The 23,668-nt window shown below is 44.1% G+C and carries 18 protein-coding genes; 8 read left to right on the forward strand and 10 right to left on the reverse strand.

Translation table 11 applies throughout. The features are described from left to right. Positions 1 to 399 precede the first annotated feature (399 nt). The gene (locus tag Q1A41_RS03200; protein WP_299974621.1) at positions 400 to 1,632 is read right to left on the reverse strand and encodes an integrase family protein; all 1,233 of its coding nucleotides are present in this window, start codon (positions 1,630 to 1,632) and stop codon (positions 400 to 402) included. 670 nt (positions 1,633 to 2,302) lie between these two features. On the opposite strand from Q1A41_RS03200, the gene Q1A41_RS03205 reads away from it, so the two are divergent. Further along, positions 2,303 to 2,947 (forward strand): hypothetical protein, encoded by a 645-nt coding sequence (locus Q1A41_RS03205; protein ID WP_299974623.1) that lies wholly within the window; start codon positions 2,303 to 2,305, stop codon positions 2,945 to 2,947. Between the two features lie 483 nt (positions 2,948 to 3,430). On the opposite strand, the gene Q1A41_RS03210 is transcribed toward Q1A41_RS03205, so the two are convergent. From Q1A41_RS03210 to Q1A41_RS03225, 4 genes are all read right to left on the reverse strand, one after another. Beyond that, positions 3,431 to 6,604, reverse strand: coding sequence for a sensor histidine kinase (locus Q1A41_RS03210; protein ID WP_299974625.1), 3,174 nt, complete (start codon positions 6,602 to 6,604; stop codon positions 3,431 to 3,433). Positions 6,605 to 6,978: 374 nt separating this feature from the next. After that, a complete protein-coding gene (locus tag Q1A41_RS03215; protein ID WP_299974627.1) occupies positions 6,979 to 7,599 on the reverse strand; it encodes a glutathione S-transferase in 621 nt (206 codons plus the stop codon). A gap of 205 nt (positions 7,600 to 7,804) precedes the next feature. After that, on the reverse strand, positions 7,805 to 11,098 hold the full coding sequence (locus Q1A41_RS03220; protein ID WP_299974629.1) for an ATP-binding protein: 3,294 nt from the start codon (positions 11,096 to 11,098) through the stop codon (positions 7,805 to 7,807). Between the two features lie 440 nt (positions 11,099 to 11,538). Next, positions 11,539 to 11,967 carry an Rrf2 family transcriptional regulator gene (locus Q1A41_RS03225; RefSeq protein WP_299974631.1) on the reverse strand — a complete coding sequence of 143 codons (429 nt, stop codon included), beginning with the start codon at positions 11,965 to 11,967 and terminating at the stop codon, positions 11,539 to 11,541. Positions 11,968 to 12,251: 284 nt separating this feature from the next. Between Q1A41_RS03225 and hmpA the strand changes: the two genes are divergently transcribed. Continuing rightward, a complete protein-coding gene (gene hmpA, locus Q1A41_RS03230) occupies positions 12,252 to 13,478 on the forward strand; it encodes an NO-inducible flavohemoprotein (protein ID WP_299974633.1) in 1,227 nt (408 codons plus the stop codon). A gap of 85 nt (positions 13,479 to 13,563) precedes the next feature. Here the strand turns inward: hmpA and Q1A41_RS03235 are convergent, their stop codons facing one another. Further along, positions 13,564 to 13,953: a VOC family protein gene (locus Q1A41_RS03235; RefSeq protein WP_299974635.1), complete on the reverse strand. Its 390-nt coding sequence runs from the start codon at positions 13,951 to 13,953 to the stop codon at positions 13,564 to 13,566. 80 nt (positions 13,954 to 14,033) lie between these two features. Next, on the reverse strand, positions 14,034 to 14,486 hold the full coding sequence (locus Q1A41_RS03240) for a YHS domain-containing (seleno)protein (protein ID WP_299974637.1): 453 nt from the start codon (positions 14,484 to 14,486) through the stop codon (positions 14,034 to 14,036). Positions 14,487 to 14,763: 277 nt separating this feature from the next. Here Q1A41_RS03240 and Q1A41_RS03245 point away from each other — a divergent pair, with 277 nt between their 5' ends. The 4 genes from Q1A41_RS03245 (at position 14,764) to Q1A41_RS03260 (ending at position 18,927) form a co-directional block, all read left to right on the forward strand. Then, on the forward strand, positions 14,764 to 15,699 hold the full coding sequence (locus Q1A41_RS03245) for an AraC family transcriptional regulator (RefSeq protein ID WP_299974639.1): 936 nt from the start codon (positions 14,764 to 14,766) through the stop codon (positions 15,697 to 15,699). Positions 15,700 to 15,887: 188 nt separating this feature from the next. Continuing rightward, on the forward strand, positions 15,888 to 17,366 hold the full coding sequence (locus Q1A41_RS03250; RefSeq protein ID WP_299974641.1) for an ankyrin repeat domain-containing protein: 1,479 nt from the start codon (positions 15,888 to 15,890) through the stop codon (positions 17,364 to 17,366). Positions 17,367 to 17,591: 225 nt separating this feature from the next. Beyond that, positions 17,592 to 18,356 (forward strand): transporter substrate-binding domain-containing protein, encoded by a 765-nt coding sequence (locus Q1A41_RS03255; protein WP_299974643.1) that lies wholly within the window; start codon positions 17,592 to 17,594, stop codon positions 18,354 to 18,356. A gap of 184 nt (positions 18,357 to 18,540) precedes the next feature. Further along, the gene (locus Q1A41_RS03260; protein ID WP_299974645.1) at positions 18,541 to 18,927 is read left to right on the forward strand and encodes a helix-turn-helix transcriptional regulator; all 387 of its coding nucleotides are present in this window, start codon (positions 18,541 to 18,543) and stop codon (positions 18,925 to 18,927) included. A gap of 48 nt (positions 18,928 to 18,975) precedes the next feature. Here Q1A41_RS03260 and Q1A41_RS03265 read toward each other — a convergent pair whose 3' ends face one another. Then, complete coding sequence (locus Q1A41_RS03265) at positions 18,976 to 19,782, reverse strand: CPBP family intramembrane glutamic endopeptidase (RefSeq protein WP_299974647.1); 807 nt, start codon at positions 19,780 to 19,782, stop codon at positions 18,976 to 18,978. 524 nt (positions 19,783 to 20,306) lie between these two features. Then, positions 20,307 to 20,891, reverse strand: coding sequence for an NAD(P)H-dependent oxidoreductase (locus Q1A41_RS03270; RefSeq protein ID WP_299974649.1), 585 nt, complete (start codon positions 20,889 to 20,891; stop codon positions 20,307 to 20,309). A 138-nt stretch (positions 20,892 to 21,029) separates the two neighbouring features. Between Q1A41_RS03270 and Q1A41_RS03275 the strand changes: the two genes are divergently transcribed. Continuing rightward, positions 21,030 to 21,935: a LysR family transcriptional regulator gene (locus tag Q1A41_RS03275; RefSeq protein ID WP_299974651.1), complete on the forward strand. Its 906-nt coding sequence runs from the start codon at positions 21,030 to 21,032 to the stop codon at positions 21,933 to 21,935. Between the two features lie 75 nt (positions 21,936 to 22,010). Beyond that, positions 22,011 to 22,589, forward strand: a complete 579-nt coding sequence (locus Q1A41_RS03280; protein ID WP_299974653.1) for a VF530 family DNA-binding protein — start codon at positions 22,011 to 22,013, stop codon at positions 22,587 to 22,589. Between the two features lie 27 nt (positions 22,590 to 22,616). Here the strand turns inward: Q1A41_RS03280 and Q1A41_RS03285 are convergent, their stop codons facing one another. Beyond that, positions 22,617 to 23,666 carry an AraC family transcriptional regulator gene (locus Q1A41_RS03285; protein ID WP_299974656.1) on the reverse strand — a complete coding sequence of 350 codons (1,050 nt, stop codon included), beginning with the start codon at positions 23,664 to 23,666 and terminating at the stop codon, positions 22,617 to 22,619. Positions 23,667 to 23,668: the final 2 nt, after the last annotated feature.

Below are 23,668 nucleotides of genomic sequence, written 5' to 3' on the forward strand. Positions count from 1 at the left end.
ACGTTCCGATTGTCGCGTTCCCAGCGTAGCTTCGTAGGTCTTTACCGTGTTTGTCTATACGCCTTATTTTTGCCGCATCCAGTACGAATAATATTTTGGAATTGAGAGCTGGATTGCCGATAGGTCTGGGTGTTGGCAGTTTGTTTGGTGGTTCGCTGTAATGTGCTAAATCCACTGTAGTCATGTTTCTGCGTTCTACGTATGCTATTTCGGCGTCACTAAGCAAGAAGTTGGCTAGCCAATTGAGTTGGGCTTCGCTCTTCGCAATGTGCTTTTTTGACTCTTCGATGACTCTATTTTCCTCGTCGTATACTGACTTGGGAATGTCAAAACTTCCTGCTGAGCATACATGTGCAGAAATATTCAGTAAAAGGCCTAATAAAAGGGTCTTTTTCATGTTCATAGGCTTTCTGATAATGAATTTTTGGGGTTTTCTAGAGCGCCGTTATTCCAGTGATCAACAATATATCTTGATATTTTATTCATGGGCTCTCGAATCCGTTCTGTGCTGGCAATAATATATCCCGCTGTTACATCATTGGGGTCTTTGTGGTTCAGCAGCTGCTTGAGGGCGTAGGCTGGTATGTCTAAGCTCTCGGCGATGGTGATAAAGGTACGCCGTAAATCATGCAGTGTAAATGGCTCGCTTAGCACCTGTGATACTTGTTTTATAGATCCTCTTGGCTCTCGCAGGTGAGTATTGTCGACCGGGCTGGGGAATACCCATTGATAGCGTGTACAAGCTTTACGCCGTATTAGTATCTCCATTAGGTGGTCGGTCAAAGGAAGTGAGTGGGGCATTTTATTTTTAGTGTCATGGATGGTAAGGCTCTTGTCTTTAAAGTCGATGTTCTCCCAAGTAAGTTTGGCGGCTTCCATCTTGCGCAAACCGGTTAATAATACAAAGTGCAAATAATCCCGGCTCACTTCGTTTTCAAGATTTAGTGTCGCTTCGTACCAATCCTTCAATTCGTTAGATTTAATGAATGATCTGCGACGTTCAATTCGATACCAAGCTCGGTTTTGGCTGAGTCGATCAACAGGGTTAAAAGACAATAGGGGTTTACCTTTCTCGTCTTCAAATTTGGCGATAGCGTGATTGAAGACAGCACGGAGTACCCGCATGGTGTTGTTTGCTCGGGCTGGAGCGCGTTGACCTATCTCGCGGTGGCGTTCCTCAACCTGATCTTTGCTTATATCGGCAAGGCGTTTTTTTTGCCAATCCTTAAGGCAGCCGTCTAAACACTTTCTATAGTTGTTAATTGTTCCAGGCTTCAGGTCTTTACGAATGTCTAGATAGTCCTCAAAGGCTTCTAGCAAAGTGATTTGCTGTGCTTGATAAACCTTCTTTTGAGCTACGGGGTCTTTACCAGTGGCAATTTCTCCCAATGTTTCCATGGCTCTTGAGCGGGCCTGAGTGGGAGTGAGGTGGCCATAGCGACCTAGGCTCATACGCTTAACTCGGCCATTGATTCGTTTTTCAATAAAGAACGACTTGGTTCCGCCGCTGCCAACAAGGATACCAAAGCCTGGAATGGCGTCGTCACGGTAAATACTCTGTGTGGCCGCCCCGTTGGGTTTTTTAGGGGGGAGGGGAAGGCGATCTATGTAGGATTTAGTCAGTTTTGCCACGTTCGTTTTGCTCCATAAAACAAGGTGCGGTCTATTACGTGTCTATTATGGGCTGAGAGGCGCAAACTCTTTGTAAAAAGTCTCCCTTTTCGTCTATTTTTTCCCATAGTAGACGTATAGTAGACAAAATTGTACAAAAAACAGCAAAAACTATCAAAATGTTTCAAATAGATTCGGTGCCAGGAGACTAAATTAATTTTTATAACTAGCTGTATTTAAAAGAAAAAATATATTACTGCAAAGAGCTTCAAAGAAATCGTGTTAAAGACTTAAAATCTCCCGCTAGCAATAGCGTGCCGGTTCAAGTCCGGCCCCGGGCACCACTTCAACATCCAGTAGCTTCCAATATCATCGCTAAGCCCAGTAGTATCATGGTCTACAGACTATTTTGGCTCCAGCAAGGTTTAGCTAGATTGATTGTCACCTGGTGCTATCTGGTGCTACATTTGCTGCTACCTATCTGAATTCAGTGAAAAGTAGAACCAAATGGCCCTTATAGTCGTTCAAATCAAAGCTTTTAAGGCTCTACCCCATTAACGGGGGATGGCATTCAAGCTGGTCTGCTTATAATTCCATCCCAGCCACAGTGAACCATCACTGGTAGCCGATAATTTTCAATAGCTCTTTTGACAGAGCTATTTTTGTTTTAGCAAAAGGATTAAGAGTTGTTATGAAAATACCCATTGTATCGAGTTTAGTTATTGTTGTTATTGCTCTTGGTAGCTCTGTCGCTGTGGATGCAGCGGGCTCAAAGAACACGAGTGGTAAATCCGTGGTTTTGCCTGCGCCACAGGTGTCTATCGCAACCCATGATGCTTTTTTTGAGCATTTAAAAACACATTGTGGCAAAGCTTACCAGGGGGAAATTACCATTGACAACGCTAAAGGCGGCGGTTTTGCTGGCAAGAAATTAATCATGCATGTTCGCCGTTGTAGTGAGCGTGAATTACAGATCCCATTTCACGTAGGTGATGATGCTTCACGCACTTGGATTTTAACCAAAACGGGCTCTGGTATTTCGTTAAAACACGATCATCGCAAAGCTGATGGTAGTTATGATGACTCGACTATGTATGGCGGGCATACGCTTGATGGGGGCTGGGATCGCGTGCAGTCGTTTCCTGCCGATCAATATTCAAAAGAGCTATTTGCCAAACATGGTATTCCGCAATCGAGTGGCAACACCTGGCAAATGTTCATTTACCCTGATAAGTTCACTTATCGCATGGTCCGTGAAGGACGTGAATTTAGAGTGGACTTTGATTTAACTAAGGCGATTTCGCCACCAGCAGCGCCTTGGGGTTACAGCGATTAATGGGCTGTTATTAAATACTAAGGACATTCACCTTCATTGGCTCTTTTAGTCATAAGCTTAAGGTTTGTATGAATCCATTAGGGTGAACAAAAGTGCACAGCTTGTAGCTTGTAAATAAAAATAGAGGACATCCACTTCCACTGGCTTAGCCCCGAGAATACGGTGGCTCGGCCAATCACCTCATTTTTAATTTCAGATTTAAATAAAGCTAAGTTGTCGTCCAAAAGGAAACATCAGGATGCCCAACAGTGCATTTGATTTTGTTATGAAATGGTCGGTTATGTAAATAGATATATCAGTTCAAAATACCATTGGTACCGCCTCCAATAAGACAGACTCTATATTTCCCTCAACTCGCTTAAAACGCTATATTTCTAGGGTTTATGCTCCGCTATCCATTATCAGGCAGTATCCCATTGGCAGGGGGGTGGCATTCAAACTGGATGGTTTGGCTTCTGTAGCTTAGCTGCAAAAGGTCTGTGTTTATTTTTCCGAGGCTCCACGTATCTGTACTGGAAGACAAATTGTGAATTCAGTGCGCCCGCCCAATTCGCTCTTGGTATCAATACTGCCGTGTAAGCGAAATCGAACAATGTTTTCTACCATGTATAGGCCAAGCCCTGGGGAGCCGCCACCGGATTTGGAGCTGTAGAAAGGTTGGAACATTTTTTCCATGATTTCTGGCTTTATGCCGCATAGGTGATCGTGAACACTGACTTCCAAAAGCGGTTCTTCAGGCTTGCCTTTGATCTGGTAATGAATGGAAATATCATCGCCGCCATGACTAGAGGCGTTTTTTAGCAGCTCTTTGATTACTTGGCCTAAAAGATTTTTCTGGTAGTACAGTTCAACATCGGGGCCATCTATATTGCAGGGCAGTTCCGATGTCTCCATTAACATTTCAATATGTGCTTTGATTGATACCCACTGTTGCGTATCTTGATCTTCTTCTATATCAACAGATTTGAAGTGGCGTACAAGGTTTACAGACTTTTCTAAATTATCACGCAAAAGGCTTAGGGTTTTATTGGTCGATTGATAAAAACGATGACCGGCGCTTTCAGAATGATCGGCAATAAAGCGGGCCGCTTCTGTTATTTTTTCTCCCAGAACCGATTCTGCCATTTTGCTTACGCTCAATGGAGTGTTGAGTTCATGGGCTAGCCCGCGAACTAGACGGCCAAGAAGAGCCTGTTTTTCTGAGTCGATGAGCTTTTCTTGAGTGGCTTGTAGGTCGTTCAAGGAGTTTTGTAGCTCTAGGGTTCGCTCGTCTACAAGGCTTTTGAGTTGGCGCTCGCGTGCTCGGTGATGTCTAAGTTTTAAGAGGTAACCTGCCCATATAAGAGCCAAGCAGCAGATAGCTAGGGCGATGCGAAACAGAGCGGTTTCATGCACTGAGGCCGCTTTTATAATTGTGATTTCCTTTTCTAAGGGGCTCCATTGTTTGGATGTGTTGGCACCTTTTATCTTGAGGCTGTAAGTGCCTGCAGGCAAATTTGTGTAATTGATCCTTCTATTCTCGGCATCGGTGTAAAGCCAATCGCTGTTTAAGCCCTCTAGCTTGTATGCGTATGTACTTCCCTCAGGGTTGGAATAGTCTAAAAGTGCAATGTCGATCGAAATACTTTCATTATTGGCATCCAGTTCTATAACAGCAGGTACTGTGGCGAGGGGTTTATTATCGATGAGTACGCGGGTGGCAACGATTGGCGCGGCGTAGTCCCAGGGAGTGTACGCTTCAGGGCGAATTACCATGAGTTGGTTGTCACTGCCAAATAGCAACGTGCCATCATCAAGCTTTCCAAAAGAGCCAATCCAATTAGGGCCAAGCCTTTGCCCGTCTCCCTTGCGTAATGGGTGAAAGCTTAAGCTCCCTGTGTCGAGCGCGCCTTCATCTCCCCAAATCCATCCTTTGTTGTCAAACATCATATTACCAAACTGCTGGTCAGAGGATTGCTTATCCGTAGCTGCAATAGGGGTGAAGGTCCAACTACCGTTGCTTTTTTTCCCTTGGAAAAGACCGGAAAAGCCATCAACCCAAATATCACCGTCCTGGTTGAACAAGACCGATATAATATGGTGGCCTGAAAAAAATTCTATCGGCAGCAGATCGATTTTCCCTGAGTTGGACGGGATTAATTTGTAAAGCCCATTTGTAGAGCTAATCCAAAAGTTTCCATCGGGCCCTTTTTGAAGGTTGTTGATTAAGCCGATAGATTCTTTTTGGTTTTCATTAATAAATGTAATACCGTGATTTTTTATGTCGTAACGAATTAACTTGGATCCCGAATGACAGCTCAACCATAACTGGTCAAGCTTGTCGAACAGCATTCCTGTTGGATCCCGGCAATCAAGCGCGTCGGAGTTTGGAAGCTTTTCTATAGTTTTAGTATTTGGGTGGAAAGAAAACAACAAACTGGTGCCGGCCATAAAATAGAGAATTTCGCTGCCGTCAGGATTTAACCTGTTTGTGGAAAAGTAGATGATTGCGTCGTCGGCGTCTTTCAAAAACTCATTAAGTGTGGGCCAGTTGTCAATTTTGTAGTTCTGGCTTGGATCGAGGCTGATGGCTTTTTTACCACCGAGTAGCCAAATACCTGTCTGCTTTGTAACCTTTATATTTTCGACCCTTTGAAAGCCTGTTTGCTGTTTGCCTACTGACCGAAGGGAGAGGGGGCGTACATATTGATTTTGTGCGTTATAAAGACGTATGCCTCCCCCCCACTGGCCAACCCAAACGATACCCGATCTATCCTTCAAAATTGCCTGCACATCAGTGGATGCTAGCGAATGCTCAATGAGAGGATCGGGTAGCATTTGCTTAATTTTTTCATTGCTTTGGGAATTGTAAATAATGATTCCACCGGAGTGTGCCATCGCCCAAATTTCGGTGTCGGATATAGGGACGGTGCCGCTGTATCGGCCTTCGCCGATAAGCGTGCTTTGCAAGTCTTCAAGAGCCAAACTATCGGCATTCGCAATTTTGCGTAAACCATGCCCTAAGGTTGAAACCCATAGATTACCTGCAGAATCTAGGGTGATACTGCTGATGTTGCTGCTTATATCTTTATCAACTTTAGTGAATTCGCCGCTAGCCATATCGTATACAAATAGCCCAGAGCTCGTCCCCACCCAAAGGCTTCTGTCGTCTCGAAATAGTATGGAATTTACATTGATTTCAGTTTCTTGAAATATTGGTCTACCTATAAGCTTCGCTGTTACAGTCGATGGATTAACCAGAACAATAGATTTATTCGCAACGACCCATAATTCCTTATCCTTAGGTAACATGTCTGAAACGTGGAGCATGGATATTTCTACTTCACCGTCAGCAATGGAATGGTAGTTTTTGAATGTTCCTGTGGATGTATCGAATATGGAAAATCCTTTTCGTGATCCCACCCAAATATTACCTGGGCTGACTTCAACAAGCGATTCAACCCATGAGTTAGCAAGTGCGCCTGGGGTATTTTGATCGGGTGCATAATGCGTAAATCGGTAACCGTCAAAGCGCAAAAGCCCCTTTTGGGATCCGACCCATATATAGCCCTCATGATCCTGCATGAGGGCTGTAACGACACCCCAGGGAATCTGTTCATTGTGTTTAATGGGGTAGAAAAATGTGTCTGCTTGTTCAAATAGGCTGCTTGATGACACTGGCGAGGCTAGTGCTGGCAGCAATATTGCAAAAAAATAAGTGAGCCGCAGTGTTCTAATCAGCATTGAGAGCTAGGTGGTGGTTTGTTTTAGGTATCTATAGTGTAGCTGGGGTTTTCATTTCTATATTGCCTTGTCAATTATCGGGGCATCGTGTGTCTAGGCGTTGTAGTTAGCATTTGTAACGCCTCAATTGATTTTTTATGTCATGCAATAAGAGGGTTTTCTAAGCCCAAGGGAAAAATTTCGGGCAAGAGATAAAACTGAAGGTGGCTGGTAGATTAGGTGAGCCGATAAATCCTAGTAGTGGCTGGGCGTGTGCTATTGAATTTTGGCTTGAATTTTGGCTTGAATTTAAGCAAGGCTAAGTTCTTCTACGCCTCAGACCAAATCTCCCGCTTCACCATAATGGCAATAAATTCATCGCTACCTACTAACCCCCCAAGCCACTGTTGTACTTTGGGGTAAGGCGCTTGCCCAAACCAATCTATGTCTACATTGGCAAACTGTCGTATAAAAGGGAAGATGCCAATATCAGCGGCGCTGAGCTTTTCACCCAGTAAATAGTTGTGCTGGTTTAGTGTGTCTTCCAGTGCTTGTATAAACACCTCAGCGCGTTGACGATAATCGAGTTGGCTAGCTTCTGGGTAGCCTACCCAGTATTTGTATTTATCCAGCTCTGGCTTAAAGTTGTTATCGCAGTCATCTAGCCAGGCTTCTATTTTATGTTGCTGCTCTTGATCGCCCAACAAGCCGTGCTTATCTTCACCATGTTGCAAGGCCCACATCATAATATCGCGGCTTTCATCAATTACTTCGCCATTGGCTAGTACTAATACCGGCACGGTGCCTTTGGGTGAGGCCTCAAGCATCGCTTTGGGTTTGTCTTTTAGCAGAATGTCTCTTTGATCTACTTCCACATCGCAATAGTGTATCGCTAGGCGGGCTCGCATAGCGTAGGGGCAGCGGCGGAAGGAGTAGAGTATGGGAAGCATAGCAGTCCTCAAATGGGGGTAACAGCGAGCGTTTCTCAGGATTTATTCGGGCGATTATAACGTGGGTCGGTTCTAGCTTGTAGGTTTTAAATGCGATTTTATCTGTATTAATCGAGCTTGTTGAAAAAGATCAAGATTTAGGTTTGCTCGCCAAGAAATATTGATCTCTCGAATGGCCGCCTATAGATAAGGTTTTTTAAGCTTGCTATGGATTTGAAAGGTGTTTTAGCTTCAGCACAAACATGCTTCCCTGCTCTGGTTTTGATCGGCAGCTGATTTTCCCTTTCAGTGACTGGGTGACCCAGTTAATTACAGAATGAAGTCCCAATCCGATATTTTGAGCTTTTGTTGATTTGGTGAAAAATGGCTCAAATATCTCCGTTAAGGTGTCTTGATCCATTCCGCAACCATTATCAGCGAATACAATTTTAACCCCATCGAATGTAAATTGACGTATTTTAATATAAATAGTCGGTTTTCTATTTTTCATTTTATCTGCAGAAAAAGAATGTTGAATCGCGTTTTCGATCAGCTGGTTCAATATGCTATTTAGTACGGTAGGGTAAGATCTTAGGCCAATAGTTTCATCGCAATCTATCTCAAATGATAACCCAATCTCATTGGCTTGTACTTTCCAAGGAATAATGCAACGTCTAATTGTTTCACTTAGATTTATATCGACTAGTTGCATTTTTGAATCTTCTGCAAGACTTTCTTTAAAGCGAGAAGTTAAATTTGCCATCCGTTCAATATTTTTTTTCAACAATGATGAATTATTGGCAACGGATTCCACGAATGATAGCAGCTTGGGCTCGGTGAGGGTACCTTGCTGCAGCGATAGCTGGATATTAGAGGTGGAATTTATAATTAAGCTATTTGAGGAGCTCAGTATGCCAATAGGTGTGTTGAGCTCATGTGATACCCCTCTTACTAGTTTTCCAAGTGAAGCGTGCTTCTCGCTTTCGATAAGTTGATCTTTGGTGGTATTTAACTCCTCCAAAGACTGGCTTAATTCATAGGTTCTTTCGTTCACAAGTGATTCTAACTCGATCTGTTTTTCTTTTAGGTGCCGAACCCTAAGTAGAAATAACAGCCAAATAAGGCCCGCAATTGATAGCAGGATTAGAAGACGGAACCAGTAGGTTTCGAACCACTTAGGTTGAACAGAAATATTTATGTGAAGCGGTTTTGACCCCCATACTCCGTTTCGGTTACTCCCTTTGATTTCTAGTACATAATCACCAGCAGAAAAGTTACTTAGGCTAAAACGACGCCCTTGAGAATCAGATTCAATCCAACTGTCTTGATAACCGGCTATTCTATAAGCGTATCTAGTCGAATTAGGGGCTGTATAGTCTAAAGAAGCTACTGCTATAGTCACACTATCGTTTTCGGGGGTAAGCACTAAATTCTTCCAGTCACCTTCATAAGGCTTGCCGTCAACATAAAGAGAAGTGATCACCACAGCTGGGTCAAAGCGCCATGGTTTGAGAAATTCAGGTCGAATAACGATTAATCCGTCTGCTGAGCCATGAAGATAGCTTCCGTCTGGTAAAATTGTTCTAGAGAAATAAAAATCTAGAGTGGGGAATAGGCCGTCAGATTTTCCGAACGTTTCAGTGGAGTTGTCCTTTAAATTTATCCGAGAAAATGGTGACCACAGGAATCCATCTTTTTCATAGTATCTTCCTGAAATTGGATCGCTGATGGGATTTTTTTTGTATTCAATAGAGTTTTTTTTCGGGTTGTAATTGGCGCTAAAAAGCAGTTTCCCAATACCCAAGTAAGCTTGGTTGCTTACTCCCTTAAAAGCAGAGGTTAGGTATTTTCTTTTTATAGCTGCTGGAAAATCCTTGGATTTTATATAGGTTTTTACATGACGTTCCCCGCTGGGGATCACGGCGATGTACTGTCGGCCCGCAGACCATAAATTACCATCTTTGTCCTCAAAGGTGTGATTTGTCTTTGTGTAGAAGTCAACGTTATGAGGCTCAAAGGAGTCCTTTCTACTTAAATCGATATTGTCTAAGTAAAAAAGGCCTTTGTTTCCAGATAAAAATAGAGTTCCATTGCGACTAATTACCAAATTAAAGTACTTGTTTTCCCCATCTTTGTCGGCATAGATGTGTTCAATATTTTTTAGATTAGCATCAATTTTATAAATTCCCTTACCTTTGATTGAAATCCATACGTGGCCGCTATAATCCTCGGCCATTGTGTAAACCGCACCGTTAGGCAGTTTTAGTTCATTTTTATTATTGTTTTTATCGTTTTCCTCAGCTTTTATTACTCTTTTAACTTGGCCGTTTGGCTTTAGGATGGTAATTCCACCGACAGAGTGGCCTAACCAAATATCTTTGTTTTGTCTTTGCAGGATGTAGTAAATAGAGTTTCCAATAAGGCTGTTTTTGCTCTTACTGTTTTTTACTATGTTTGAGATGGCTCTGTAGCCTGGGTTAATTCTAAAAATGCTTTTATTAAACCTTGAACCCCAAATAATACCCTCTTTACTTTGATATAGGTCTCTAACCAAGTCGGAGTTAATTGAGAGTTGCTCTTCGCTGGGTTCGTTCATTCTCCTTAGCAAATTTCCGTTTTTGCTATCAAGTACTAATAATCCTTTGCCAGATATGGCCAGCCAAATCTCACCCTCGTCGAACTGTATTAGCTCGTTAATATCAATTTCATCCATTCTAAAAGACTCAACTCCACCCTCGAACTTCACTAAGCTGTTATCCAAGTCTAGCCAGATGTTGTTATTTCGATCAATTAACATGTGATTTCCAAGCAATCCCTGATAGCTCAATATGGGTTCGGTCTTGGTGGTTTTTAAATCGAGTTTATGTATCTTGGACTGGCTTGAATAATAAACGGTGTCACCATGTTTTTGCATGATCTTAATATCGGTTATTTGGGGTAAGTGTTCAGGTTTATCTAGCCTGATCTCTTCGTCGATGTATTGAGCAGTCCAAAACCCTTTATCAGTCGCCAATAGAATTTTCCCGTTTTCAGAATATTCTACGAAACTGCTTACTTTGAATTTTTTCTCGTTCAACGATAAGAATTCTTTAGTATTTTTAATGTGGTAGAAGTGGATGTCACCGATTCTATTGAGAATCCAAAAGCCATTTTTTGTGTCAAACGTGAAATTTTCTACCGTTTCTCCGCCAAATGCTACCTTTCCTTGTTCATTAAAGGCGACGTGAAATTCTGAACCATCATACCAAGATAAGCCTGTAACTCCCGCTTGCCATAGGCGGCCTTCATTATCTTGAGATAAGATTCCATTGTTAACCCCCTTGGAGCCAGATTCTTTGTGGATTATAGGGTGCCCACTATAAAATAGAGCCTGATGAGTATCTTTGTTACTTGCGTAGCTGATTGCTGTAAATAGCTGCAGTGCTAATACACAATAAAAACGCTTTCGCCTCACTTCCTTTCGCTGTGAAAAATTAGAGGGACATAAGGTCCATGTTGATTCATATAAAAACACTAACATATAAATCTATATTCGATATCAAGTACAAAAAATGGGAGTGAATTGCCTGCTTTTTTGGCGTTTCAATAGCCTAATTAAAGTTATAGGCGAAAAACAAAAAATATGCTCTTTTTGTTACTGAATTTTTTTCTGGAAATCAACAGAATGGAGGTGCAATCTAGATAAATTGGCGTCAATTAACAAGTGGTCATCTAGGGTAGCGGGCAGCTTTATTGTTGACTATGCACTTTTCAAGTTAAAGGGGTTAATTGTAAAGGCAGGCAATCGTGGGTGCTGATTTTTAGTCTTTGTTCAGCATTTTTAAGAAACTCTAGCAAATACTATTCGGGCATGATTGCAAAGTAATTTGCTACCGCTAATGTTAGAGAAGGTGCTGTTGCAGCTTGCAGCTTGCAGCAATTACGTGGAGGATGAATGTAAGTATGTAGAGGTAGCGGTAGTTAGGACACCTCAATCGCCAATATTGTTTCTGGCATGGGGGCCTTTACTAAATCAGCTAGGGTATAGGCGTCCAGGCTCTCCATAAATGCTTGCTGGGCATTGTCTAGAATACCGCGCAGATGGCAATGGGGGTTTAGTTTGCAAAGCGGGGCCTCGCAATTCACTGGGCTTAGGGTTTGTTCCATTAACTCTACCACCTCACGCAGCTTTAGAGCCTCGGGGGCTATGCCTAGTTTTATACCGCCATTTTTACCTCGGCTGGCGGCTATCCAATGGGTGGAAGCTAGCTTGTTAACCACTTTTTTTAAGTGGTCATTTGAGATTTCTAAAGCTTGTGAGAGCTTTTGAATGGTTGTCTTTTCCTCACGCATTGAGGCGATATAAATCAAAACTCGAAAAGCATAATCCGTGTGTTTGGTTAGTCTCATTTTCTCGTCCTTTTGTAGGATTAAGCTTGCTGGATGAATTATAACTTGACCGCCTATAAAAAGTATATAACATGCACCTTTAAAAGGGGTATGTAAAAAGCACCTTAATAAGGAGCTTTTAAAAAAGTACTTTTAACGAGAACCGCGTATCTGAGTATTAATAGCTGGGCTCTGTGTAATTCAAAAGAAAGTAGCGTGGGCAACCCTTGCTGTATGGCCGGCGTAATACTTCAGTCCCTGGCTAGCAAGCCAAGTAATCCGTAAAACAATCGAGTGATAAATACATGTTAAGTGAACAAACCATACAGGTGGTGAAAGCCACTGTACCCGTTATTGAGGGTGCATCAGAAGTCCTGACCGACCACTTCTATAAGCGCTTGTTTCTGCATAATCCTGAGCTGCAGGATGTTTTTAATATGAGTCATCAACGTTCTGGCAAGCAAAGGGCAGCGCTCTATGATGCCATTGCGGCCTATGCCAAAAACATCGATAACTTAGCGGTTCTAAGCACCGCGATAGAGCGCATTGCCCACAAGCACAGTAGCTTTTCGATTCAGCCAGAGCATTACGATATTGTTGGGCTCCATTTGATTGAAACTCTGCGTGAGCTTTTAGGGGACGACTTTACGCCCGAAATTGAGAACGCTTGGGTAGAGGCTTATGGCTTTTTAGCTGACATATTCATTGGACGTGAAGAGGAAATTTACAGCGGTGCTCAATTGCAATTTGGTGGCTGGCGTGGCGAAAGGCGTTTTGTACTCAGTGAGAAGCGGATAGAGTCTAGCTTGGTAACCAGCTTTGTATTTCGACCTGAAGATGGTCAGCCAGTTGTAGCTTATCAACCCGGGCAATATCTAGGGATAAAAGTTAAACCTAGCACAGCCGAAAACATTGAAATAAGGCAATATTCCTTATCGGCATGTTCGAACGGACAAAGCTATCAGATCTCGGTTAAACGCGAGGGGACTGAGCATCCGGGCGTTGTTTCTCATTACCTGCACAATGAGCTGCAGCCTGGTGATACGGTCGAGATTATGCCGCCTTGTGGGGATTTCTATTATCAAGAAAGGCAAGCGCCCACGGTATTGCTTAGCGCGGGTGTGGGTTTAACACCAATGCAAGCTATGTTAGAAAGCTTGTACCAACAGCGTAGCAAGCAGCCGCTGCTTTATTTGCATGCTTGTAATCACCCAGAAGAACACTCCTTCGCTGAAACCTTGAAAGAAATCATGGCTAGTGATCATGCTCTAGCAAGCGCCTGGCAAAGTCATGTATGGTATGCAGAAGGTAGCTCAAAGAGCTATGAAAACAATCCTGTAGGCCAGCGATCTGGTTTCATGCAGCTGGCCCCTTTGCAAGATTCTCTTCACCTTAAATTGGCTCACTTTTATATGTGTGGGCCGGTGGCTTTTATGACTGCTATTAAACAGCAGTTGTTAGAGTTGGGGGTCGATAGCGATAGGATTCACTATGAAGTGTTTGGGCCCCATGAGAGCTTGGGTGTTGTTTAGGGGCTTAAAGCCTTGAAAAGCCATGCGAATGGGAATTTCCTAGAGCTCAGAGCTATGCCCTGTATGCAGGGCATAAGTGCTCAAATTATTGATTAAAGCCAGCAAAAATAGCTTCCAATTTATTACCAAACGGATCGCGCACAAAACAGGTATAAACATCAGGTATTGGGTAGGCCTTTCTTGGCCCTGGCTCGCCTGCACAATACCCGCCATTGTCCACAGCTACACGGTGAAAGTTATCCACTGCCTCTGGGCTGTTAGCGATAAAGCTAACGTGGCAACCATTGCCAGCACTGGCTGCTTCTTGATTTTCGGGTTTCATAATTAAAAACTGCACAGTATCTTTCCCGTAGGCTGCAAAGCCTTCTGTGTTAGCAAGCAGTTTTACGTCTAAGGTTGCCATTAGCTCATTGTAAAAGCCTTGGCCTTTATCAATGCAGCTGACCCCTAAACTCAAGTGGTCGATAATGTTCATAATTCCAATCCTTTACACTACTGAGCCCCACACTTTGTGCTTCAAATGGCGCAAAGTGTGGGTTCGTTTTTTTGAAGGGTTTACAGTTCGGCAGGTGATTTGTCTTTAATAGTTTTCCACTGGGCATCCGCGCTCTTAATGCGGCCCGGTACATCCTTAAACCATTCGTCCTGAATACCAGTATCTAGGTTTAGGTAGAGCTTGCCGTTTACAACGCGCCATACTTCAGGGTCGCCTATGAATTTTTTACCAACAGATACACCAAAGGCACAGTAGCCACCGTATGCTGGTACATATTTTTCTGGGTTGCTTTTAAAGCTTGCCAGGTTAGCTTTACTTGAGAACTGATACGTGGCGCCATTGTGGGTAGCCACAAAGTTGCCATTGCCGCGTATTGGGCGTTTAGCTGTGTGATAAGACACTACATCGTAGCCTTGCACAGCAGGTGCGCTGAATTGGTATTTATCGGCCAAGGCGCCAGCCGATGCTAAAACGGTAGCCACAAGGCCTAGTAGAAGTTGTTTAAAGCTCATTTTGGTTTCCTCAAAGGTTAAAAAACTTTCCTAGAAAGCGTTAACTTTCTTGGGGTTTATGTTCCTTGAGGAAGCTAAAAATCTAAATATTACAAACACCGCCATTCCTACTAAATCGTCCAGCTCGATACCTTGGCTGCTAATCTGTCTAAAATTAACACTGAATCGTACGACAATTTGGATAGTTTCGTGATCTCGCTATGGCCCTATGCTAGTTTTGAAAACAAGGTGTTCAGTGGGAAGGGGCTGGGCGTTAGTAACAGTAACGGAGTTTGTTATGGATGCATTAACCGATATTTTGAATACCCTTAGGCTTTCTAGTAGCTTGTATTTTCGCACTGAATTAAGTTCCCCTTGGGGAGTAGAAGTACCCGCTAAAGATAATGTTGCACGTTTTCACGTGGTTATTCGTGGGCAGTGCTGGCTCAAGGTGGCGGGGCAAGAGCAGGGCATACACCTTTCTAACGGAGATCTTGCAGTTGTGCCGCATGGAGCCTCGCATCAGCTGGCAGACGCGAAAACCACTGCGATAAGGCCACTAGAAGACGTTTTAAATGAAGTCGACTACGTGGGTAACGGGCCCTTGGTCTACGGCGGTGATGGCCCGGGTTGTTGCTTAGTTTGTGGCGAATTTAGGTTTAGTGATTTGGGGCAACACCCTTTATTGGAAAATCTTCCCCAAGCTCTCCATATCCCAGGAAATCAAAGCTATAACAGCCAGTGGTTAGACAGTGCTATTGGCTTTATCTCCCATGAAGCTACCAAGCTAGAGCCCGGGGCCCATGCCATTATTGATCGGCTTTCGGAAATTATGTTGATTCAGGTTATTCGGGCCACATTGAATAATACTGAAGAAAAGATCCCCTTTTTATCGGCCTTTGCCGATGCGCGTATGAACCGTGTGCTAGCGGCGATACATGAAAACCCAGCCCATGATTGGACCGTTGAAAATCTCGGCCAACTGGTGAATATGTCTCGCTCGTCCTTTTCCAGCAGCTTTACCGAGCTGACCACTATGTCTCCGCTACAATATATTATTTTTGTACGGCTTGAACGGGCTAGTAGGCTATTGCTTGAAAGTGATACCTCATTGATCCAAGTGGCTGAAAGCATTGGCTATCGATCAGAGGCCGCTTTTAGTCAAGCTTTTAAAAAGCAATTTGGTATGCGCCCGGGGGAGTTTCGCAGACACCACAGTAAGCTTGCGGCGTGACTGTTACCCTTCGCCCATTTGAAGGCGGCTTTTGCGCCCCATTTTTTATGGTCTGTACTTTATTTATCCGGTGCTGCTTTCCTGGCTGAAAATCGCTAACGCTTTGGCGTAGATTGAACAATTCTAAATACACAACTTAGTACACTTGGGGCCACTAATATGGCCATTGATGTACTAGGAGTTTTATAGTGAAGCAGCTAATTAAGAGTTGTTGTGTTCTGCTTATTTTATGCGTAGCTGGGGAGAGTTCAGCAGGGGTTACTATTAAGTCGGTGGACAAGGCTGTAAACAAAGCTATAAACGATGCTTTAGATAAAACTGAAGTTGATGATCGTCTTCGTAAAAAGTTTCGCGATGAGGTCTATGACCACTATGGCTTAGATAAGCGTGTTTTAACTCCTGAGTGCGACCGTGCCATCGATGATTTGATGAAGAAAGTTATGCCCGGCGGCAGCCAGTCCCAGGAAATGCCTGAATTCTCAGCGGCGGTTAACTGCAAAAGACCACAAGTAAGTCGGAAGAAGAGAGAAGAGCTTTCTGAGTCACTTTGGTTCTATGTTCACTTGCGCAAAAACTGTGATGCTGAAAAGCTAGAGGAGTATTTGGCAAAAGGTGCGGATCCAAATCAGGCCCAAGTCTTGAATACGGGGCAAAGTGCATTACATATGGCGGCTCAGTATTGCACAGACAAAGAAGTAAAGACCCTATTGAAATGGGGGGGCGACCCCAATTTGCAGGATAAGAATGGTCAAACCCCGCTGTTTTGGCAAATGGAGAACTTTAACTATCCCGGTAGTTACTTTTATGTAAAACGGCATTTTGCTATTAAATCCATGAATGCCCTGATTGCTGCGGGTGCCAATCCTAGGCACATTCGAGATGACGGTGACAATATCTTGCATGCCTTTTTAAAGAGTGAAAACCCTTTTTTTTCGCCAAGCGAGGGCCCTTCCATTATTGAGCATTTGGTCAAATTGGTCGATGTTAATCATTTAGATGCGAGCGGGGCTCGCCCTTTGGATAGCGCTGTCCGCTTTAAGCCAGAGCTTGCCCAAGAGGTTTACCGCTTGGGTGGAAGCAGCGACAAGCCCGAAACATGGCGCAACTACCCAATGTCTTTGGGGGAAGCGGCAATTCAAAATTTAGCCAAACAGAAACTTCCCCTACCTCTGCACGATATGATGGCCAACACGGCTATTGGTTTTCTGGAAGCGGGGCGCTTAGATCGGTTCGAGAAAGGCAGCATTGATAACTTTTACCAGCTTGCTTTATTGTTTGGCTACCCAAGCGCAGCACAGGAGTTTTTGTCCTATGGTGCGAACCCCAGTCGTGAAATCTATCAAGAAGGGCCATTGTACTTCCTAGTTTTTAATGGCAAGACATATGAAAGCCAGAAGTTATTGGATCAGCTAAAAGCACTGATAAAGGCCGGTGCTGATCCTCATGTCTTCGACAGCGAAGGGCTATCTCCTTTGGGGTACGCGCTCAAGCATGAAATGGAGGACGCTGTGTCGCTGTTTTTACAGAATGATATACGTGTCTTAAATCGCGAAGGTGACAGCCATCACCCGGAAAGGCTGATATGGCTGTTAGCGGCTTTGTTATTCTTGGCTATTTGTTTGTTCTTTTATCGCAAGGAACTGATGACCTTGCTAGCCAATAAGTGAGCAGTATTAAACTTAAGCTGCGTGCCTATGCTTGATGTAGCCATTATCAGCTCTATAGGCGCTGATATAGGGCTAAAAGAGCAATGGGAAGCTTAAATTTAGAAGCCTAAAACAGTTTAGGGAAGTGAATCTGGGTATATAGTCTATTCTAAAAAAGTATGTTGCTTCAGGGGTAGGGCCGGTTTGTGGCCCTGATGTTGAGAGTGCACAGAAATTGACATAGTTATGAGTAGACGGATTCTGCTGGTCATTCTATTACTTGGCTCTGCCTTTACACAGGCGGAAGTGGTGAGTTTTGCTCAGTTTGATGTAGAGTATCCACCCTTACAGCAGCATATAAACGGTGAGCTGAAAGGGCCGGATATCGAGCTAGTTAAGGAAATTTTTAGGCGTACCCCTCAATATCAATTAGATATTACCCAAATGCCGATAGCTCGGTCATTTAAGGCTTTTGTTGATGGCGAGGTGGATACCGTTTTAAGTTTTGCGACAGGTAAATTTAAGAATGATTCTATTTATCTCGATCGCCCCATTCGCCAATCATCATATCGCTTAATTACCCTGGCCAACGTGCGACATTCTTATCAATCGTGGAAGGACCTATCGGGTAAGCGAATTGCCACTTTGAGAATCGTTACTTTGCCTCCTGAGGTACAACCAGCGGTTGATATCGGTAAAGCTGAGCTTCGCCGTGTTGCGAGACATGAGCAGCTGGTTCAAATGCTTAAAAGGGGGCGGGTAGATGTAATTTATATGTATTATGATATTGCCCTTCACTATGCAAAACAGCTTGGTGTAGAGATTAGTACCATACCAGGCGCACCGACTGAGAATCGAGATTACTTTCTTGGTATTTCAATAAAATCGCCATTGCTAAATAAGCCTAAGCTGCAGGCAGAACTTTCTAAATCTCTTGATTCCATGTATGAAGATGGCACACAAGCTGAGATTCTATCGCGCTATGGTATTTTAAGCACTGTGGCTGATTAGTGCTTAATTCCCCCCATAATCATTCGCCTTGTTTAATTACTCATTTATTTTTGTCAGAATAGATTAAAATTCAATCAAATTTTTGCCCGTGTCGCGTACTTATATGAGGGTGTCGCGACAGTGTCGTGTTGTTGGGTGGAAATATTTGCAATAAATAGGGCTCATTGTCGTTAAGGTTAAAATTATGAGTGTGAAGCAACGTCGTCTACAAATGGCCTGGTCTCAAGAAGAGCTTGCCCAGCATGCTGGTTTAAGTACGCGTACTATTCAGCGAATTGAGGCTGGTCATAAGGCGGGTTTGGAATCTCTTAAGTGCTTAGCGGCCGTGTTTGAAACATCGATTAGTACCTTGCAGGAGGAACAAGATATGTTACAAGCAAAGCCTAAAGCCCAGAAGGCGGCTACAGAAAGCAGCGATTCACCGCTTTTACTTGAGATTGAGCGTGAAGCTATTGAATTTGCTCAGTCTCTGCTTAAGGGCTCATCCAAGGATGGGAGTAGCTCCCTTAGTAAGCTAGAAAGTGATGCTGTGCAGTATGCTAAGAATCTATTGAGGAAGTTTGGTGAGTAGAAGGCTAAGATGTAGTGGCTTGCCAGGCAGCAAGCCACTGTTTTTGTATTAACCTACTTGTGCAGCTGAGCTGTTTTCAAGTTGCTTTTCTTGTTTGTAGCGCACCATAAGGACTAGGGCATAAATTAAACATGGCGAGGTCAGCAAGATTATTAGCAGCGCGTTTTCTAGCGAGCCGGCTTCAGCCACCTTCTCTTTGATTGGCATACCCACTTCATCCAAATCTGCAAATAGATCGATAATCGCGTGGATGATAATGAGCGGGTAGATACGTTTGGTTAATACCAATACGATACCGAACATTAATCCGATAAAACTCGCAAAGGCTAATTGAGCTATTTCACCATATAAGCCGCTATCGAATTTAATGAGATGCACTAAGCCAAAAAATAAAGAAGCCAAAATTACCGCGCTGAGTATCCCTCTCTTTGTATTTCCAAAGTGTTTAATTAAAAAAGACTGTAAAAATCCGCGGATGGTGAGCTCCTCAGCAAAACCTATCGATAGGCAGTATATTAAAAATATTCCGATAGCTACTGCTGTTACTTCGCTGCTTGGATCATCGCTGATCAAAAGATTTAAACCGACAAGGTAAATAAGTGGGAACAGGAGCAAATACCATTTTTCTGTCTTTACCTTGCCAAGGCCAGCAATATCGCGCAATCCGTTTTGATTGATTAATACAATAGAGATCAGGACTAATAGGATGTTGGCGACAATACTCACTGCAGTATGAATTTGATAATCGTGAATACCGTTTTGCAGCAATAGATGAGTGCTGAATTCACGTAGCATCAAGATAGCGATAAAAGTGACGGCAAATAAAGAAAGTTGACTCCAAAACTTCGGCTGCATATGGCCCCCCATAATGTATTCATAGTTTTCGTTTGTTCGATTTGTTAGACGAGGGAAGTTGACGCTTGTGTGCAACTTCTATGCTGTGGTGTTGGGGGGCAGGTGTTAGGGGTCAGAACCCATGGGTTCTGACCCCGCTGTCGGAGCCGTGATGTTTGGGGGGAGCTGCTGGGTTTTAGGATGCTGTGGGTTTGATTATCAAGCGGGCAGTTAAATGAGGTGGTTTGGTTTGGGCTTGTGGGTTTCTAAGTGGTTAAGGGAGTTCTTCAGCATCCCGGCTTCGATTTGGGGTCAGAACCCATGGGTTCTGACCCCGTTGTCGGAGCCGTGGTGTTTGGGGAGTTGCTGGGTTTTAGGATGTTGCGGGTTTGATTATCAAGCGGGCAGTTAAATGAGGTGGTTTGGTTGGGCTTGTGGGTTTCTATGTGGTTAAGGGAGTTCTTCAGCATCCCGGCTTCGATCTGGAGTCAGAACCCATGGGTTCTGACCCCGCTGTCGGAGCCGTGATGTTTTTGGCGTTGTGTTTAGGCGTTGACTAGGGATTCTTCTTTATCGCTCAGCAGGGCATTTGTTAAATGTTGCTGCCATTGCTGTTGGATGTATTCGGGCTCTGGTTTACCCACAACATCATGGGCTGTAAAACTAGGCAGTGGCTTCATACCAACATATTGCTGGGCCTTGTGCATACCTACCAATACCTCGTCAGTGCTTTGCCCTTCAAAAAACTCATCGGGTTTAGAGAAGGCAATCCTTGGGGCATTCCAAGTAGTGGATAGCATATAGCGCCTGCCTTGCATCAGGCCGCCTTCGCCGTAACGTTCGCTACCACCAAAGAAGACACCCATTTCATAAACTTCATCTAAATAACGTTTGAAGTCACTAGGCAGGCTAAACCAAAACACCGGGTACTGAAAAATCACAATATCCGCTTGAGCAAACTTCTCCTGCTCTTGGCGAATATCATAGCCTTGGCTTACTTGGGTGCTAAGAATATTAAAGTGTGGCGACAGCAGCTCAATCGCTTGATCAAATAGGGTTTTGTTTAGCTGGCCTTCGGCAACACCTTGGCTTTGGGCACCATTAATCAATAATACAGTTTCATGTTTCATAAGATCCGTCCTGTGTTGTATGAGTGGAATGGCGGCCATTCTATGGGAAGGCTATATTTTCGATAATGGGTGAATGTGGAAATTATTATTCCGTATATGCAATAATCAAGATTGATTTGAGCAGAGAGAATGTGACTAATGCATGATCTAAACGCATTGAGAGCCTTTATAGCTGTTGTCGAGCAGGGCAGTTTTAGCGCCGCCGCCGAGCACTTGTCTTGTGCCAACTCCTCTATCTCGCGTCAGGTAAGTCAATTGGAACAGCAGTTAGGCGAAACCTTGCTGGTACGCAGCACGCGTGTGGTACGCACCACAGATGCGGGCGCGGAGCTGTTTGTCCGTGTGCGTGATCTATTACCCCAGCTGGATGCGGCCTGCAGCAGCCTGCCAAGCCATGCAGGGCAGCCCTCGGGGCGTTTGCGGGTCAGCGTGCCTTGGTGGTTCAGTGATAGCCATATAGGGCCAGCACTTAGCCACTTTCATCAGCGCTTCCCTGATATTCAACTAGAGTTAATTGCCAATGATAGCTTGGTGGACATCTTGGCCGATGGCTTTGATGTGGTAATTCGCTTAAGCATATTGAACGATTCAGAGTTGATCGCAAGGCCTTTGGGAGCGCATACCTTTGTATTGGCGGCCAGCCCAGAATATCTTGCTCAGCACCAGGAAATTGAAAAGCCTGAAGATCTCGAACAGCACCAGCTGATGACCTATGCCTTCCCAAATCGCTCTGCTGCATGGCTGTTGCGCAAAGGTGACGAGCAGATTCGCATTAATGCTGAACACAGTTGGCTTCGCAGTAATAATGCTAAGATGCTATATCAATGCGCCATCGATGGTGGTGGAATCATTATTCAGCCAACCTGGGGTGTGAATGAAGCCCTGGAGGCTGGGAGTTTACGGCCGGTATTAGAGGGCTATGAAGTAACCCCCAGTAACTTTAACAGCGGTGTCTACGCGGTCTATTCAAAGCACCAGCGCAATTCGCCTAAGATTAAAGCGTTTATTGAGTTTTTGGAGTCCAGCTGGAGCATTCCCCAGTAAGGCTCTGGCAATTAGCCACTGTTAAGGGCTTACATTTGTGTATAATCGCGGCCCCCATACCATTCGGAGCTTACTGTGAACGACGAGATTAACTATAAGAACAACCCATTAAACGGGGTTGGCCTTAAGCAAATGCTAACGGAAATTGTCGATCACTATGGTTTCGAAATCCTCTATGCCTATTTGAATATCAATTGTTTTAAGAATAACCCCAGCCTTGAATCGGCCGTTAAGTTCCTCAAGAAAACTCAGTGGGCCAGAGAAAAAGTCGAAGCATTTTATATGTACCAATATAAAAGCTTGCCACGTGCTTCGGCGGATCAATTTGAGTTGCCACCGCGCGATAGAATTGTTCCTGATGGCGATGTCCCTGGCGAGCCGGCCGAGCTAAGTATTGAAGATGCCGAAGAGCGTAGAGAAACTAAAGCGAGAAAGGCGGCCGAGTGGGATGCCCAGCGCCGCAGCTCTAGAAGCGACAATCAACGAGCTCGATCCAATTCACCTTGGGGAAATAGTGGCGGTGAGCGTAGTAATGATAGAAGCGATCGCAGAAATAATAGCGGTGATAGCGGGAGCTGGGGGCGAGCTGAGAAAAAAAGCAAGCCTAGTAGCCGAGGCGGCAAGCCAGACCCTTGGGGTAATTTCAAAAAATAAAGATTGGCCTCCAGTATTAGGCTCTGTTTAAAGTATGCTTTTGCCCTGCAGGCGATATTCGCTGGGGGTGCAATTTTTCCAGCGCTTAAACATGCTGACAAAATTGCGGGTTTCACTAAAACCGCAAAGCTCGGCTATTTCACTTATGGGCAATTCCGAAGATCGTAAATAGTCGCTCGCAATATCCTGCTTGGCCTCTTGTAATAGGCTTTGATAGTTGCTGTTTTTCTCGTTTAAGCGGCGGCGTAATGTTCTCGTGCTGAGCCCAAGCTTTTCAGCAAGCTGTTCAAGGCTGGGAAAGTGCCCGGGACGAGCCTTGAAGGCAAGAGTTACTTGTTCGGCAATGCAGGGCTCTTTTTGCAGGGCCGATTTTAGTTTGATGCACTGTTGCTCTAAATTATCCACCATGCGTTGATCGTAATTAGGCAGGGTGACGTCAAAAGCACTCATCGGAAAGCGAATAATAAATTGCCGGCCACCGTAAACAATCTCGCCTTTAAAAATTCGATCATGTATAGCTAATTCATTGTCCTTAGCGGCTGGTAGTTGTAATAAATCTGCTTGTAAGTTTTCGTCCAATCTCGCGGCTTGATGCAAATGCATGCTGAGCATCATATCAATTAAAAAGCGCTCAAGCCTTTCAGCTCCTTCCTTTGAAAGACTTTTTTTAAGTGACTCTGGAATCTGGGCTTTGTATTTAAGCGATAGCGATTTTGCTTTTACAAGCATATCCCACTGCAAAAGTGGCATAAACATAGGCATATATTTTTGGCCTAATGCCATGATGTGCCGCAGTGTTTTTGATGCAAGCTGGGCATGGCCAAGAGCACTTTTGTCAGCAAGGCCAATGGCTTGCCCAACGTCAAACGCAAGCTCTTTGGGCACCTCCAAGGCAGCTGCATGGCTGAAACAAATCGCCAACTGCTGGTGGGTGATAATTTGGTAGGGGTCTTGCAGTACTGAGCAATTTAAATCGGCCGCTGCAAGCATAGAGCTAGAATCAAGATTGTGCGCCTTCAACACCCTAATTAAAGGACGTAAAAAGTGCGCATAACATTGTGTTTTTATTTCAGCCATGG

The sequence above is a fragment of the uncultured Pseudoteredinibacter sp. genome, assembly GCF_947502065.1.
In the GTDB taxonomy this organism is placed as follows: Bacteria; Pseudomonadota; Gammaproteobacteria; order Pseudomonadales; family Cellvibrionaceae; genus Pseudoteredinibacter.